This is a genomic window from Sphingomonas sp. So64.6b, assembly GCF_014171475.1.
GTDB lineage: Bacteria > Pseudomonadota > Alphaproteobacteria > Sphingomonadales > Sphingomonadaceae > Sphingomonas > Sphingomonas alpina_A.
In genome coordinates this window covers 4243187-4258781 of the sequence record NZ_CP048817.1, presented here as the reverse complement: position 1 = coordinate 4258781, position 15595 = coordinate 4243187, and the positions used below count along the sequence as shown (strand labels likewise).

General features: G+C 64.2%; 10 protein-coding genes and 1 tRNA gene. 8 read left to right on the top strand and 3 right to left on the bottom strand.

What is annotated here, in order from left to right:
• The first annotated feature begins 6 nt into the window (after positions 1 to 6).
• Complete coding sequence (locus G4G27_RS20465; protein ID WP_183110343.1) at positions 7 to 843, top strand: TIGR04222 domain-containing membrane protein; 837 nt, start codon at positions 7 to 9, stop codon at positions 841 to 843.
• A gap of 76 nt (positions 844 to 919) precedes the next feature.
• A complete protein-coding gene (locus G4G27_RS20460) occupies positions 920 to 2716 on the top strand; it encodes an aminopeptidase P family protein (protein WP_183110342.1) in 1797 nt (598 codons plus the stop codon).
• 50 nt (positions 2717 to 2766) lie between these two features.
• Here G4G27_RS20460 and G4G27_RS20455 read toward each other — a convergent pair whose 3' ends face one another.
• The gene (locus G4G27_RS20455) at positions 2767 to 2910 is read right to left on the bottom strand and encodes a hypothetical protein (protein ID WP_183110341.1); all 144 of its coding nucleotides are present in this window, start codon (positions 2908 to 2910) and stop codon (positions 2767 to 2769) included.
• Between the two features lie 70 nt (positions 2911 to 2980).
• On the opposite strand from G4G27_RS20455, the gene G4G27_RS20450 reads away from it, so the two are divergent.
• From G4G27_RS20450 to G4G27_RS20440, 3 genes are all read left to right on the top strand, one after another.
• Positions 2981 to 3055: transfer RNA gene (locus G4G27_RS20450), tRNA-Thr, on the top strand.
• A 310-nt stretch (positions 3056 to 3365) separates the two neighbouring features.
• Positions 3366 to 5768 carry a TonB-dependent receptor gene (locus G4G27_RS20445; protein WP_183110340.1) on the top strand — a complete coding sequence of 801 codons (2403 nt, stop codon included), beginning with the start codon at positions 3366 to 3368 and terminating at the stop codon, positions 5766 to 5768.
• Entirely contained in the window at positions 5768 to 7042 is a 1275-nt protein-coding gene (locus G4G27_RS20440; RefSeq protein WP_183110339.1) for an aminotransferase class V-fold PLP-dependent enzyme, read from the top strand. The genes G4G27_RS20445 and G4G27_RS20440 overlap by 1 nt, the downstream gene beginning before the upstream one ends.
• A gap of 238 nt (positions 7043 to 7280) precedes the next feature.
• On the opposite strand, the gene G4G27_RS20435 is transcribed toward G4G27_RS20440, so the two are convergent.
• Positions 7281 to 7712, bottom strand: a complete 432-nt coding sequence (locus G4G27_RS20435) for a hypothetical protein (protein WP_183110338.1) — start codon at positions 7710 to 7712, stop codon at positions 7281 to 7283.
• 94 nt (positions 7713 to 7806) lie between these two features.
• On the bottom strand, positions 7807 to 8370 hold the full coding sequence (locus G4G27_RS20430; RefSeq protein ID WP_183110337.1) for a methylated-DNA--[protein]-cysteine S-methyltransferase: 564 nt from the start codon (positions 8368 to 8370) through the stop codon (positions 7807 to 7809).
• 427 nt (positions 8371 to 8797) lie between these two features.
• Between G4G27_RS20430 and G4G27_RS20425 the strand changes: the two genes are divergently transcribed.
• Genes G4G27_RS20425 through G4G27_RS20415 form a run of 3 tightly spaced genes read left to right on the top strand, consistent with a single transcriptional unit; the run spans position 8798 to position 15593 of the window.
• A complete protein-coding gene (locus G4G27_RS20425) occupies positions 8798 to 10873 on the top strand; it encodes a multicopper oxidase domain-containing protein (RefSeq protein WP_183110336.1) in 2076 nt (691 codons plus the stop codon).
• Positions 10860 to 12896 (top strand): tyrosinase family protein, encoded by a 2037-nt coding sequence (locus tag G4G27_RS20420; RefSeq protein ID WP_183110335.1) that lies wholly within the window; start codon positions 10860 to 10862, stop codon positions 12894 to 12896. Before G4G27_RS20425 ends, G4G27_RS20420 begins: the two co-directional genes overlap by 14 nt.
• Positions 12897 to 12941: 45 nt before the next feature.
• Positions 12942 to 15593 carry a LodA/GoxA family CTQ-dependent oxidase gene (locus G4G27_RS20415; RefSeq protein WP_183110334.1) on the top strand — a complete coding sequence of 884 codons (2652 nt, stop codon included), beginning with the start codon at positions 12942 to 12944 and terminating at the stop codon, positions 15591 to 15593.
• The last annotated feature ends 2 nt before the right edge of the window (positions 15594 to 15595 follow it).

Sequence of the window (15595 nt, the reverse complement as noted above, 5' to 3'; positions counted from 1 at the left end):
GACGTGATGTCGCTCGGACCTTTCGACTTGCCCGGACCCGAATTCCTGCTTCTCTATATCACCCTGCTATTCCTGGTGATCGCCGCCGGGCGGATCATCCCGCGCTGGCTGAAGCCCGAAGGGCGCGACAGCGTGATCAACGATCCGGATCAGCTCGCGCTGCTCGGCGGCGGCAAGATGCGCCTCGCCGATACGGTCGTCACCCGGATGCTGCAAAAGGGGCTCCTCGCGGTTCCCGACAAGCATGGCTTCGCGATCGGCGGCTTGCCCAGCGGACAGAATGCGCTCGAACGCGCGGTACTCGCGCTCCCCCCACCGCTCCGCTGGCCGACGCTTGCCACAACCATCGCCGATAATGCCGCGCCGGTCGAACGCGAGCTGATCGCCCGCGGATTGCTGATGGACCAGGCGACGATGCGCCAGATGCGCTTCTGGCAAACCTTGCCCTATCTGATGCTGCTCGCCTTCGGCGCGACCAAATGGGAAGTGGGAACACTGCGCGAAAAGCCGGTCGGTTTCCTGACGATTCTGCTGGTGATCACCGCAGTGCTCGCAGTCATCCGCTGGGTCCGCCTCGACCGGCTGACCCGAGGCGGTCGCGCCGTCCTCAGCCGCGCGCGAGACCAGGCCGATCGCCTGCGCCGCGCACCTTTGCCGCAGGAGAGCGATCTCGCCGTCGCCTTGTTCGGGACGACGGTGCTGGTCGGGTCGAGCTGGTCGGGCTTTCACACCATGCGCCAGTCGGGGAGTGACGGAGGATCCAGTGGCGGTGGTGGCGATAGCGGCGGTGGCGGCGGAAGCGGTTGCGGCGGTGGCGGATGCGGCGGGTGCGGTGGCGGCTGAGCCGGGTGCCAGTCGCCAAGCCGGATCGGGCGGTTTAAGGATGGCCGATCAATAACGCTTCGTCCCGGATCTCCCCATGTCCAGCTATGCCGATCGCCTTTCCGCCCTTCGTGAACAATTGAAGCGCGACCGTCTCGACGGGTTCGTCGTACCGCTGACCGATGAACATATGTCTGAATATGTCGGCGCTTATGCGCAGCGGCTCGCCTGGCTGACCGGGTTCCAGGGATCGGCGGGCAGCGCCGTCGTCCTGCCGGAACAGGCGGCGATCTTCACTGACGGGCGCTACACATTGCAGGTACGCCAGCAAGTCGATGGCGATCACTGGCAGTTCGTGTCGGTGCCCGCGACCAGCGTTGCCGGCTGGCTCGGCGAGCATGCCGCCACGGGTGGGCGGATCGGTTATGATCCCTGGCTGCACACCAGCACCTGGGTCGCAGAGGCGAAAAAGGCGCTTGCCGCGCGCGGCGCCGAGCTGGTCGCGGTAGATACTAATCCGATCGATGCGGTATGGCCCGACCGTCCCTCGCCAAGCGATGCGCGGCTGGTGGTGCAGGCCGATGCGCAGGCCGGCGCTTCATCCGCCACGAAACGCGCGGAGATTGCCGACTGGCTGGCCGAGCGCAAGGCAGATGCCGTGGTGCTGACCGCGCTCGATTCGATCGCCTGGACGCTCAATGTGCGCGGGCAGGATGTCGCGCATACGCCGGTCGCGCTCGCTTACGCGATCGTCGATGCCGACGGCACCGCCGACCTGTTCGTCGCGCCGGACAAGGTCGACGAGACGGTGCGCCAGCATCTTGGCAATGCGATCCGCGTACAGGATCGCGCGGCTTTTCCGGCGACACTCAGCGGCTATGCCGGCAAGCGCATAGCCGTCGACCCGGAACGCGCGGTCGCGGCGATTTTCGACCGGCTCGAACAGGGCGGGGCGAAGGTCCTGGCGTTGCGAGACCCGGTGGTGCTGGCCAAGGCGACGAAGAACCCGGTCGAAATCGCCGGCCACCGCGCCGCATCGGCGCGCGATGGCGCGGCGTTGGCGCGGTTCCTGCGCTGGGTCGAAGCCGAAGCGCCCAAGGGCGGGCAAACCGAACTTAGCTGCGTCGCCAAGCTGCAGGAATTCCGCGAAGCGACCGGCGTGCTCAAGGACACGTCGTTCGACACCATTTCCGCCACCGGCGGGCATGGCGCGAGCCCACATTATCATTCGACACCCGATTCGAACGCCCCGCTGGAACTCGGCCAGCTTTATCTGGTCGATTCGGGCGGGCAATATGCCGATGGCACGACCGATGTGACGCGCGTGCTACCGATCGGTCAGCCCACAGAGGAAATGCGCGACCGCTTCACCCGCGTGCTCAAGGGCCATATCGGCCTCGCCACCGCGATCTTTCCGCCCGGCACCAATGGCGGACAGCTCGACGGGTTCGCGCGGCGGCCGTTGTGGGAGGCAGGGCTCGATTATGCGCATGGCACCGGTCATGGCGTCGGCGCCTATCTGTCGGTGCATGAAGGGCCGCAGCGCATCGCCCAGCCAAACTATCCCGGCGGCGGCCCGAGCGAGCCGCTGCGGGCCGGCATGATCATCTCGAACGAACCCGGCTATTACAAGGCGGACGAGTACGGCATCCGCATCGAGAATCTGATCCTGGTCGAGGAACGCGAGATCGCCGGCGGCGACGCGGTCATGCTCGGGTTCGAGACTTTGACCTTCTGCCCGATCGAACGCAGCCTGATCGTGCCCGAAATGCTCACCTCGGCCGAGCGCGGCTGGCTCAACGCCTATCATGCCCGCGTGCTGGAGATTCTCGGGCCGCAAATGGACGGCGACGAGCTCGACTGGCTCGAAGAAAAATGCGCGCCGATCGGTTAACGGCGACGCCGGGCCGAACGGGTGATTCGCGCCCTGCGACGGAAAACCGGTTATCCGGCCTTATCATCCGGCTTGGCCTTGTCGTCGCGCGGCACGACAGGCGCGTCGCCACCGCGGGCCTGCGCCTTGCGGCGCTTCAAATTCTCGCGCAGCGCCGCTGCCAGTCGTGCAGCCTTTTCGTCCTTATCACTCATAACAGCGCCTTCGCCTTGACAATCCTGCCGCCCTCGTCTCTTAGGCGCGCTCCGCTCGCAAGACCGGTATGCTGCCGTAGCTCAGTGGTAGAGCGCATCCTTGGTAAGGCTGAGGTCGTGAGTTCAATCCTCACCGGCAGCACCATTTTTCTCTGCAGATCAAGCACTGGATGTTTCCCTTCGGGGAACCTTCGCCGCGAGAGCATCGGCGAAAGCGGTCGGCCGCGTAGCAACGGGTTCCGAAATGCATCATGATCTTCTTTGCCGCGCAGTGCGAGGATCAGGTCAGCGCTCAGCCCGCACAACGCTCAAGCGCCCGGCCAATGTGTCAGCCACCGAGGCACGACGTCCCTACTATGTAATAAAACTGAGCTCCAAACGTCACGGCGCTGAACAATAGAGTGCCTAACAGCCGCCTCGACTTGGCAATCCATTCGGTCAGGTGGGAGGGTTTCATGAAGTTCAAGACCGGCAGCGCGATCATCGCGCTGCAATTCGCCTGCGCACCCGCTTTTGCTCAGACGCAAGCCCAATCCGGACCGCCATTTTCCGGGTCGGAAGCGGCCGCCGATGCGCCGGAGCCGATCGGCGATATCGTCGTGACGGGCACGCGCGACCGGTCACGGACTCAGTTCGACACGCTGGCGCCGGTCGACGTGCTGTCGGCGGACGCGGTGCGGTCGAGCGTTTCGGGCGACCTGTCCGACACGCTGGCGCAACTGCTGCCCTCGTTCAACGTCCAGCGCCTGCCCGCCGCCGATGGCCAGGCATTCGTGCGTCCCGCGTCGCTGCGCGGCCTGTCAGCTGACCAAACGCTCGTCCTGATAAACGGCAAGCGCTATCACCGCTCCGCGCTGCTCGGAACCCGGGGTGCGCAGGCGCCCGATCTGGCCGGCGTCCCGTCGCTGGCGATCAAGCGGATCGAGGTGCTGCGCGATGGCGCGTCGGCGCAGTACGGCTCCGACGCGATCGCCGGCGTGGTCAACATCATCCTCGACGACACCGTCGGCATGGATGCATTTGGCCAGTTCTCCCAATATGATCGCGGCGATGGGAAGGAATATCAAGTCGGCGCACGTGGCGGTATCGCTCTGGGAGACCGCGGCATGCTCGTCATCACCGGCGAATATGACCATAGCGAAGCGACATCGCGCACGCGGCAGCGGCCCGACGCCGTCCTGTTCCAGAACGCCAACCCGACGCTGGCGGTGCCCAATCCGGTGCAGCGCTGGGGCCAGCCCGACGAAGAGCGTATCCGTGGTGCCCTCGACGCTCATTACGACCTGTCGGATGCGACAACCCTTTATGCCTTTGGCACCGCGCAGCAGGGCGAGGGCGTGACCGATTTCAACTGGCGCAACCCGGCCGGCACGGGCAGCGTGTTCAATACCAGCACCGCTTTTCCCGGCTTTTCCTTCCTCACCCTATATCCGGTCGGCTTCACGCCGCGTTTCAGCACGACGTTCAGCGACTACCAGGCGAATGGCGGCGTGCGGGGCGCGATCGGCGAGCGCTTTACCTATGATATCAGCGCGGCAGCCGGCCGCAGTCGGATCGACTATACGCTGAACGAAAGCCTGAATGCCTCACTTGGCCCGCTCAGCCCGACCAGCTTCTATCTCGGCCGGCTGGAGCAGCGCGAATTCAACCTGAATGCAGATTTCGTCTATCGCCTGCCGGTCGGCACCGCCGACCCGGTCAATATCGCGTTCGGCGCCGAACGCCGGGTCGAGACCTATCAGGTCTCCGCCGGCGACCCCGCTTCCTATGCGGTCGGCCCGGGTGCGGCGACCGGCCTTGCCCCCAATTCGAATGGCTTTCCGGGGTTCAGCCCGGCGGTGGCCGGCACCTTTGGCCAGACCAGCTATGCCGGCTATCTCGACCTGGAGTGGAAACCGGTCGAAATGCTGACGCTCGGCGCTGCGGGGCGCTATGAGGATTTCTCCGAGTTCGGCAACACGTTCAACTACAAGTTCGCGGCACGAATCGAGCCGATCAAGGGGATCGCGGCGCGCGCAACCTATTCGACCGGCTTCCGCGCGCCGACACCGGCCCAGCTCAATACGTCCCAGACTACCCAGGGCCTCGACACGGTGACGCTGCAAATCTTCAACCAGGGCCGTCTGTCGCCGACCGACCCACTGGCTGTCGCGCTCGGCGCCAAGCCGCTGACGCCGGAAAAGTCGCGCACCGCCACAGCGGGTCTGACCTTCCAGAGCGGCTTCGGTCTCAGCGGCAGCATCGATTTGTACCAGATCGACGTCGAGGATCGCTTCAGCCAGTCGCGGACCTTCGCCGTACCGCCCACCTTCCCCAATCCGCAGCGCTTCACTGCGGTCAGCTTCTTCACCAACGACTTCGGCACGCGGACACGCGGTGTGGATGCAGTGCTGTCCTATACGCATCGGGTCGGTCCGGGGCGCGCCAATCTGAGCCTTGCCTATAACTACAACCAGACCAGGGTGAGGACCGGCGTGTCCGCAGCGATTCCCAACGACACGCAGCGCCGGATCTTCGAGGAGCGTTTGCCCAAACATAATGGCACGGCGACGATCGGCTATGATATCGGCCCGGTCTCGCTGCTGGCGCGCGGGCGCTATTATGGTGCCTGGACCGATGTGACCGGCAATGCGACCGGCGAGTTGTTCCAGCGCTTCGGGTCGATCGCCTTGTTCGACGTGTCGGCGCGCTATGCCGTGACCGAGCATGTCTCGGTACGGGTCGGGGCGGAGAATGTGTTCAACACCTATCCCGACGAAGCGACCAATCAGGCGGTGCGCGGTCTGATCTATTCGCGCAACGCGCCATACGATACCGATGGCGGACAATATTATGTCCGGCTTGGAGTGACCTTTTGATGGCAACCGGTTTTCCGATCGACCGGCGTGCGTTGCTGGCGGGTGCGGTGGCGTTGCCCGCCGCCGCGCACGCCGGGGTGCTACCTGGGGCGAGCGGTGACGACGATGCCTTTTGGCGCAATGTGGCGGCACAGTATGACGTGACGCGCGAGGTCATCCAGCTCGAAAACGGCAATTGGGGCATGATGGCCCGGCCGGTGCTGCGCGCCTATGAACAAGCGGTCGAGCGAGTCAATCGCGACACCAGCTATTATGCCCGGCGCGGCATGGTGCGCGACGTGATCGCCGCGCGCGACGGGCTGGCCGCCGCGCTTGGCGTGCCCGCCGAGGAAGTCGCCTTCACCCGCAACGCGACCGAAGCGCTGAAGACGCTGATTCTCGGCTATAACCGGCTCAAGACCGGCGATGCGGTGCTCTATGCCGATCTCGATTATGACAGCATGCAGGCATGCGTGGAGAGCCTGGCCGCGCGGCGCGGTGTCGCGGTGGTGCGGATCGCACTGCCCGAACCTGCCACGCGGCAATCGATCATCGATGTCTATGCCGCGGCGATGAATGCCAATCCCCGGCTCAGACTGATGCTGCTGACGCATCTCAGCCATCGCACCGGCCTGGTCGTGCCGGTGCGCGAGATCGCGGCGATGGCGCGGGCACGCGGGATCGATACGATCGTCGACGCAGCACATAGCTGGGGTCAGCTCGATTTCGCGCTGGCCGATCTCGATTGCGATTTTGTCGGGCTGAATTGCCACAAATGGCTCGGCGCGCCGCTCGGCGTCGGCGCGCTGCATGTCCGCAAACGCGCTTTAGCGGCGATCGATCGCGATCCGGCCAATGACGCCTCCGATCGCGACACGGTTCAGGCACGCGTTCATACCGGCACGCTGGATTTCGCCGCGCAATTGACCGTGCCGGCCGCGATCGCCTTTCAGCAAGGCATCGGTACCAAACGTCGCGCCGACCGGCTGAGCATGCTGCGCAACCGATGGGTCGCCGGTGCGCGGCAAATCCCGGGGATCGAGGTACTGACGCCCGACGACCCCGCGTTGCACGGCGGGATCACTGCGTTCCGCGTCGCGGGCAAGACGAGCGTCGCGGACAATATCGCTTTGGCCGCGACGTTGCTCGAACGGCACCGCATCTTCACCGTACACCGTGTCGGACCGGCCAGGGGCGCCTGTGTCCGCGTGACGCCCGCTCTGTTCAACACCATGGCGGACATGGACGCGCTCGCCAGCGCCTTGCCGGACCTGGCGGGTAGCGCAGTACAATAGTCCCGGGCATCCGCGGGCGGGCGCGAGCCATGCACCCCAACAGGTCAATCGCGCAGATCAGTCGCACTCGAACGCGTGATTTCGTAGAGCTGAGCCTGCGCGCGGTTCAATCCCCACCGGCAGCACCAATTTTTCGATAATGTCATGATCGGTCGGTATCCCTTTCAGGGACCGAAGCATCATCCGGCCATCGCCGCAACCGCCTGAACAGGTCGGAAGAAAAAGATGAGCGCGCCGGTTATGCGGCGCGCGGCGCGCAGCTTTGCGCATGGAGACCTGCAAAGGAAGCGCTGCCGTCGTCGATGGCCAGCATTTGCGCAGCGCCGACCCACAAGAAGCGCGTCGGCGCGCTATGCCGGGCATCCGTCATTATGCCGCAGACCAGCCCGGTATCGGGATCCACAAGGCGGGCTTGGCGAACCGCAACCGTCGTATCGTCGGTTTTCTCGACAAGCCGGTCGCGTGTCCGGATTATGATGTCGGGCACCACGGTCTGACTCGGCGAAACTATGGCCGATGCAGGAGCGGGAGCGCCATGAGATGCCGGCCCATCGACGACAGCGATTGCGGTCGGCGAGCCCGTCGGCGTGCCGCCGCGCCCCGACAGCAGCGCAAACACGATGATGGCAGCCAGCACAGCGAGCCCTGCCACGACCAACTTCACCTTCACACCGCCCCCCGAAGTTCCGTTATCCGGACGGACAATTAAGTCGCCATCGGCAGTGTGTCCATGAGCGCCGACCACAACCAATCGCGGCCGTTCGCTAAAAGGCGAATCCCGCCTGAACAGCCTTGGGTGGCGACAGATCGATCCCTTCGATCGCCAGCATCTTCATCTTCGCGTCCGACCCGCCGGGCGCGGAGAAACCGCCGACCTTGCCGCCCGCCGCGAGGACGCGGTGGCAGGGGATGATCAGCGGTACGGGATTGGCGGCCATTGCCTGGCCGACATCGCGCGCCACTTCCGGCCCCTCGCCCAATTGCTTCGCAACGCCACCATAAGTGGTCGTCTCGCCCCAGCCGAGCTGCCGGACCGCGGCATAAATGTCAGCGAAGAGCGGCGCCTGATCACCGAGATCGACCGGCACATCGGAGAAATCGGTTTGTTCGCCGGCGAAATAACGCCGCGCGGCGGCAATCGTCTCGGCCACCGCGGCCGGGGGGTCGGCCGCGACGGCATGCGGCAACCGTTTCAGTAACGAACGCTCGGTCGCCTCGCGCGAACTGGCGGGCAAGCGAAAGGCGGTGATACCGGTCGAATGCCAGGCGATCGCGGCAAAGCCGTTCGCGGTCTCAAAGATATTGTAGCTTTGCAGGGTCTGGCCCATGTCGCGCTCCTGTGCCTTGCTCCTGCAAATCGGCCAATACGACGCCGTTTTCAATCCGGATGTTGCGGTCAATCCTATTGACCACACCGAAACGCGCCAAGGCAGTGTGGACCGCTGCGATGCCGTCCCTAGACCCGCGCCCGTCAGTCGACGAATGCCACAGCAACAATCGGCCAAGTTGTCGTGATGGATTTTGTTAACAGTCTCGAAACCGTCATAGAGCCAAAACGGTCCATTCTTGTACAACACTTGCCGGACCAAGGTAAAACCGAACTTATCGGCCATAATTGCCGACATAATGGAGATAGCGGCGTCATCAATAGCCAAAATGGTCCCAATTCCCCCAAGCCTGACACTCGACATCATCGACCCTTGGGAGGACAAGTTCATCGCCACACTCAAGCGTGTGAAGATATGAGGGGGGATCATGCTGCATCTCGACATCAAACTTGCCCGAACCAGCCTGTCCACCCTGGCAATCGCCCTGGCGATCGGATCCGTCGGCCAGGCGACCGCGCAGGAAGCCGAACGAACCGTGGAAAATCCGCGTACTTTGAGTGATTCGAGCCAGCCAGCGTCGAAAATGCTGCTCAGCGCCGTTCCGGACGCGACGCGCCCGGCGCCCGGCCCGACGGTCCGGGAGCGCGTACTCAATCTGAATGTGGTGATGACCGACGGCCAGCTCTACAACCCCGCTACCGGATTGAACGACAAGGTGCGACTGCGCAGCTATAACGGCACCGACGTCGATCCGACCAAGCCCTATGTCTCGCCGACGATCGAGATCCGGCCGGGCGAGACGATCCGGGTCAATCTCGACAATCAGCTGCCCGCCGATCCCGGATGTGCGCCGGGCGATCACATGCCCGACAAGCCGCATTGCTTCAACGGCACCAATCTCCACACCCATGGCCTGTGGGTGAACCCGGCGGGCAATGCCGACAATGTCCTGCTGTCGATCAATCCGGGCGTGAAGTTCCAATATGAATATAACGTCCCGGGCGAGCATCCCTCGGGCACCTTCTGGTACCATACCCACCGCCACGGATCGACCGCATTGCAGGTGTCGAGCGGCATGGCCGGCGCGCTGATCATCCGCGGCGACCGGCTGCCGACATTGAAGAGCAATGGCGATCTCGACACGATCGTTGCGGGTATGCCCGAGCGCATCCTGGTCATGCAGCAGATCCAGTACGCCTGCCGCACCGCGCCGTCGCCGGGCCATCCGCACGGCACGACCAAGCAGACCGCCAAGGGCCGCTATCTGTGCGAGCCGGGCGATGTCGGGGTGATCGAGGATTATGATCAGTTCGGTCCCGGCACCTGGCCGGCATCGGGCCGCTACACCTCGCTCAACGGCGAAGTCCTGCCCTATTTCAACGCGGTGCAGGGGCAGGTCGAGCGCTGGCGCATGATCCATGCCGGGGTGCGCGACACGATCAGCCTGCAATTCTTCAAGGCCAAGCCGGGCAAGCTTACCAGGAAGCTGCGCCTGATCAAATCGGCGGAGGATGAGGAAAGGGCGATCCGCGAGAATTGCGGGACCGAGGCGTTACCCTATTCGGTGGTGGCGGCCGATGGTCTGACCATGACGGCGGGGCAACAGACCAAGCTGACCACTTTCCAGCCCGGCTATCGCTATGACGCGCTGGTCGTGTTCCCCGACACCGCCGGTTACTGCGTGATCGATGCGCAGGCGCCCAAGGCGGGCACGGTCAACGCGCTGGCGGTGAGCCGGCAGCTGCTTGGCTTCGTCAATGTCGCGCCGGGCACCAAGGTGACCGGCAAGGTCGCCGACTATGTCACCGACGCGCTGGTCGCCAACGCGACCAAGGTGATCCCGGCTGATGTCCAGCCAGCGGTGATCGCCGATCTCAAGAACGGCATGAAGCTCACCCGCTTCGTACCGCATCCGACGATCGAGGCAAGCGAAGTGACCGGCACGCAGGAGCTGACTTTCTTCATCGACGTCTCCACCCCCGATACCAAGTTCGAGGTCGGCAACACGCTAGTCACGGCCGATGCGAAATCCTATGATCCCAACCGGCTTGACCGCGCGCTGAAGCTGGGCGGGGTCGACGAATGGACCCTTCAGTCGCATTTCGTCAGCCACCCGTTCCATATCCACGTCAATCCGTTCCAGATCGTCTCGATCATCGATCCCAACGGCAAGGATGTCAGCGCGATCGGTTCGATCGACGATGCGGGCGGCGATGTCGATCCGCAATATGCCGGGCTGAAGGGAGTGTGGAAGGATACGCTGTGGATCAAGAGCCTGATCAACGGCAACAGCCTGCCCGAGGGCTTTTCCGGCATCTACACGGTCAAGGTGCGCACCCGGTACGAGCGCTATATCGGCGAATTCGTGCTCCATTGCCACATCCTCGACCATGAGGATCAGGGCATGATGCAGAATGTCGCCGTGGTCTTGCCCGACGGCAATGTCGGCGCGCCTGCCGGTACGCCGCAACAACCGCAGGTTAATCCCCATGGCAACCACTAAGGCGCCCAAGGCGCCGAAACCGGCCAAGCCCCCGGTATCGTCGGTATTCGGCTATCGCGATGTGCAGGCGATCCTGCGCGACGCGGGTGGGACGGGGACCGGGCCGCTCGGCGCATTCTGGGAACTGCCCTTGGCGCAATTCCTCGGCCTGAGCGTAATGGGCGTGACGTTGATCGAGCCCGAGAGCGGCGGCAGCTGCTGTGGCAAAGGCGGCACCTCGGATCGCGGCGCGCAGTCGGGCCTGGTGCGCGGCCTGCGCGGACAATCGCCGTTCGACGGCACGCAATTCCCGCGCCTGCCCTGGGGCGGGTCGGCGGTGGCCGCTGCCGATATCGACCGGATCGAGGCGTGGATCGACGAAGGCTGCCCCGGAGCGCTGCTCGATACGCTCGCCATTGCCGGCGAAGTCAGCGTGCCCGGCGAAACCCGGGTCGAAGTGATCGGGCTGAACGGGCCGGTGTTCGCCCCGACCAGCGACCCCGGCGCGTACGCCTATGCCAAGGGTGAGCTGCGTCAGCGCATGGACGTCGATGCGATGAGCGAGCCACAGAAAGAACGGCTGCGATGCGCCTTTCGCGAGCTCTACAATCTCAACAAATGGGTCGGCGACAAGCGCAGTTACAACAACCTTGCGCTGATCCACCAGAATCACTGCCAGCATGGCTGGGAACGCTTCCTGCCGTGGCACCGCGTCTATCTCTACGAATTCGAACAGGCGCTGCAGGATCATTGTCCGGATGTGACGATGCCGTGGTGGGACTTTCCCGCGCCGCGCTACAATCCCGAGGATCCGTCAAAGGGAGCGATCCTGCCCGAGGCGTTCAAGGCGTTCCTGACCGAAGCCTCGCTGCGCACGCTCGCCGGCCAGGGCTTTCCGGTGAAGAAGCTGCAGCCGCTGGTCGGCGTGCATTATGCGACGTTGAACAAGATCCTCGCCGCGGTCGGCGCGGCGATTGGCGACAAATATACCAAGGGCACCTATCGCGAGCGGCTGATCGATGCGCTGCTCGAGGCGAATTCGCTGTGGTATCCGCTGCGCTATTCGGGTGAATTCGGCAGCGGCCAGACGATCAATACTCGGATTCATTACCATTACCCGCGCCAGGAAGACATTGACGAGATCATGTCCCTGCGGACCTTCCGCGATTTCGGCGGGGGCAGCCTGTATGTCGACAGCTTTGGCTTTATCGACCAGAATCCGCACAATACGATGCATATCTGGAGCGGCGGCATCAATCCGGCATTCAATGCCGCGGCACCACTCGACCGCAATCGCGCGGTGCAAGTCGCGGGCCGCAAATTCCACCAGCGCGAGGATCTGTACAGCGAGCCGCAATTTGGCGACATGTTCAGCAATCTGACCGCGTCCTACGACCCGATCTTCTGGCCGGTGCACGCCAATATCGACCGGCTATGGCACAATTGGCAGCAGGAGCATCCCGACGGAATGCCCGCCGATCTCGATTCGCCGCTGACGCCGTGGAGCTATGCGACGCGCGATACGCTCGACATGCACCGCTTCGGCTATGAATATGTCCGCGGCGGCAGCATGATCCCGGTCGGGCTGACCAATCCGGTCGGCCGGTTCGTGTCGGCGCCACTGCCGGTATCCGACGCGGTGCACAAGGGCTTCCGCTCGGCCGAGGTGCGGCTGCACCGCGTGCCGCAATTGCCGCGCTCCTGCTTCATCCGGGTGTTCCTCAACACGCCCGACGCCGATGCATCGACCCCGCTGACCAGCGAGGGCTATGCCGGTTATGCGGCGGTGTTCGGGCATGGCGAATGTTATGGCGGGCCCGGTCATTGCGAACTGCCCCCGGCGGACAATCGCAAGTTCGACCGGCGCGAGCGCAGCATGAACACGCCGCGAAATTATCGCATCGACGTGACGCGCTGCGTGAAGAAGCTGCTCGCCACGGGGGTGAAGACGCTGACCGTCAGCCTGGTTGTGATCGGCGCCTCGTATGAGGAGGATCGCGAATTGCTGCGGCTCGACGGGGTATCGCTCAACTTTCTTGATTGAAGCAGGAGGGGGCGCCGACTTGGGCGCCGGCCAAAGGGGAATTCTATGGCGTCGCCACCGGTATATCGCATCCATCCCGCGATCGGCATCGCCCGGCTCGGCGACAGCCCCGACGGTTTCTGCATCACGCCAGAAGGCCCGGCGCAGCTGCCGATCGAATGCGATGCCACGGGCAATCCGGCCAAGGGCAACAAGCCGGTCAAGACCTTCAAGGACAGCAAGGGCCGGATCAAGCGTCAGGCCGCGCGGTTCCAGATCTATGTCTATGACGATGCGCATCCCGACGGCCGCCCGCTCAAATTGAACGATGGCATCGAAGGCGGCGGCAACCAGGGGACATTGGTCGATATCCAGTGGCGCGTGCAGCTCGCCAATAAAAAGGCCGCCTGGTACACATTCGACGGCCTGCGCGGCGAGGTCGGTTATCCAAACGACGCCCCCTTACGCAATCCGACGATCACCGACCCGCAAGAGCGGCAAAAGCTGATCATCGATCCCGGCCCGCAGACCGTCGATCACAAGACAAGACGCAAGGCGAGCTTCAGCCGCAACGGCAATCCCGCCTATGCGGCCAATTTCCCACCGACCGGCATGCAACCGCGCGACATCGATACGCTCGGCGACCTGATCACCGACGATGACGGGCGACTGTTGGTGCTCGCCGGACACGGCAATAGCGGCTCGTTCGCATCCGGCTTCGGCCATCCGCGCATCGACACCTATGCCAATAGCGACAGCTGGTTCGACGATATCTCCGACGGGCCAGTGATGGCGCGGCTGGTGATGCAGGCTGAGAATGTCGGGCAGCTGCGCTATATCGACGTCGAATATCCCGCCTGGGTACTCGCCGGTTATCCGCGCTACGCGCCTGAAGTGCTCGACATGATCACGCTTGAAGACGTGGTCGAGGATATGTCGATCCGCGAATTCGCCTATCGCACCGACATGTACGGCACCGCCGGCACATTCGCCGCGCCGCAGAAGATCGATCCGGAAGACACGCCCGCCTTGCTCCATTGGAAAGCCGGGCCGGTGCAATGGAATCCGGATTATCGCCCATGGTTCTGGCGCGACATCTGGCCGATCCTGTTCCGCGCCGACGAATTCTCCTATTTCGCGTCGATCCTGCAGCTGTCGAATTTCCCGCACAACCAGTCGAGCCGCGGCACGTTCGACCCCTACCGCTTGTGCATTCCGCCGAAAATGGCGCCGCGCACACTGGCCAGGAAACTGGCCGCGGCGGTCGATGCGCATCGCACGGGCAAGCTGCTCGAAACGGCGCTCGAGCCGAGCCTGATGCAGCTCGATGCGACTCAGGCGCCGGGGGCGGCGGACGCGATCGATATCGCATCCGGTCCGCTCAAGGCGGCGGCCGCCGCTTTTGCCGCGGCTGTCTGTCCGCCGATCCATGGGGAGACTCCCGAAGCCTTTGCCGCGCGCTGGCATTTGATCCAGAGCGAGAACGAGGCCGCACCGTCACCCGATTATGCCGCCGCGCACGCGGCATGGGGCGAAGCGGTCGATGCGGCGATCGCCGCGGTCGCGGCGGCGGTATCGCCGAACCTCAAGCCGCTGCTCAAGCTGGCGCGCGGATCGTCACGGCAGGAACCGGACGCGCCGGACCGCACGCAGAATCCCGACGAACCGATCGAATCGGTGCTGCGCCGCCTCGCCTTCGATTATCGTGCGGGAATCCTGCTCGATCAGGCGCTCGGCACCGCGCGCGCCGAGGCGACCACTGACCCCGGCCGCAGCTATCGCCAATATCTGTTCGACCTGCTGCGCAAGCCGGGCGAGGAGAACAGCTTCCGCCTGGGCAGCAACCCTGCGACGCGAACTTATCATTTACCGCTGATGCCGCTGCTCGCCGGTGATAACCCGATCACCAACAAGACGGTGAGCAAGTTCCTGCGCCTGACCGACACGCAGCTCTTCATGCTGCGGCAATGGGCCAAGGGACTGTTCATCGATGAGGTCGGCGCCGGCTTCGTGCCTGACACGATCGATCCGTGGCAGCCGTACAAGGACTGGACCGCGACGACCGGGCGCGAACTCGATCGCGCCGTGTTGTCGAATGGCCTTGGCGGCGCTTTCTGCCCCGGCGGCGAAGTGACCTGGATCATCCGCAACCCGGCAATCTGGCGTGCGCCGTACCGGATCAAGGCCGATCCCGAATGGTATCAGTTCCAGCTCACCGCCGCGCAGCAGAACGCCAATCGCTGGGGCGCCGGCGTCGGTGAGGAGGGTTATGTCTCCTACATCAACGATCCACTGTCGCAGGGCAGTGATTTCACCATCGGGCTGCAGCCGGGCGACATGACCAAGCTGTCGGGATTGCCGTGGCAGGCGGACTTCAACGAATGCTCCACGCAGATGATCGACGTCACTTATGAGGAGTGGAACCAGCTCAGTCCGGACAGTGTCGGCGACAGCCTGATGACGCAGGAACAGCGCGCGTGGGAGACGTTGTGGTGGCCCGCGCACCGGCCGATGCAGGTCTATGTCCCGGCGGTCGTGGACGGCAAACCGACGCTGCAGTTCCGCGCCTGGGCGCGCGGTATCCCGCAGACTTCGGCCGGCGATCTGAAGATGGTCACCGAATGGTCGAAGCTCGGCTTCGTCGTGCGCAATCCGCAAGCCGCCACCGGCCCTTCGCCCGATCAGAAATATATCAGCGTCGAAGATTCGGGAGACTAAGC

Excerpts from the sequence above, each read along its gene's own strand:
- G4G27_RS20465 (WP_183110343.1), top strand. The coding sequence starts at position 7 with ATGTCGCTCGGACCTTTCGACTTGCCCGGACCCGAATTCCTGCTTCTC.
- G4G27_RS20430 (WP_183110337.1), bottom strand. The coding sequence starts at position 8,370 with ATGGGCCAGACCCTGCAAAGCTACAATATCTTTGAGACCGCGAACGGC.
- G4G27_RS20415 (WP_183110334.1), top strand. The coding sequence starts at position 12,942 with ATGGCGTCGCCACCGGTATATCGCATCCATCCCGCGATCGGCATCGCC.
- G4G27_RS20455 (WP_183110341.1), bottom strand. The coding sequence starts at position 2,910 with ATGAGTGATAAGGACGAAAAGGCTGCACGACTGGCAGCGGCGCTGCGC.
- G4G27_RS20425 (WP_183110336.1), top strand. The coding sequence starts at position 8,798 with ATGCTGCATCTCGACATCAAACTTGCCCGAACCAGCCTGTCCACCCTG.
- G4G27_RS20445 (WP_183110340.1), top strand. The coding sequence starts at position 3,366 with ATGAAGTTCAAGACCGGCAGCGCGATCATCGCGCTGCAATTCGCCTGC.
- G4G27_RS20420 (WP_183110335.1), top strand. The coding sequence starts at position 10,860 with ATGGCAACCACTAAGGCGCCCAAGGCGCCGAAACCGGCCAAGCCCCCG.
- G4G27_RS20460 (WP_183110342.1), top strand. The coding sequence starts at position 920 with ATGTCCAGCTATGCCGATCGCCTTTCCGCCCTTCGTGAACAATTGAAG.
- G4G27_RS20440 (WP_183110339.1), top strand. The coding sequence starts at position 5,768 with ATGGCAACCGGTTTTCCGATCGACCGGCGTGCGTTGCTGGCGGGTGCG.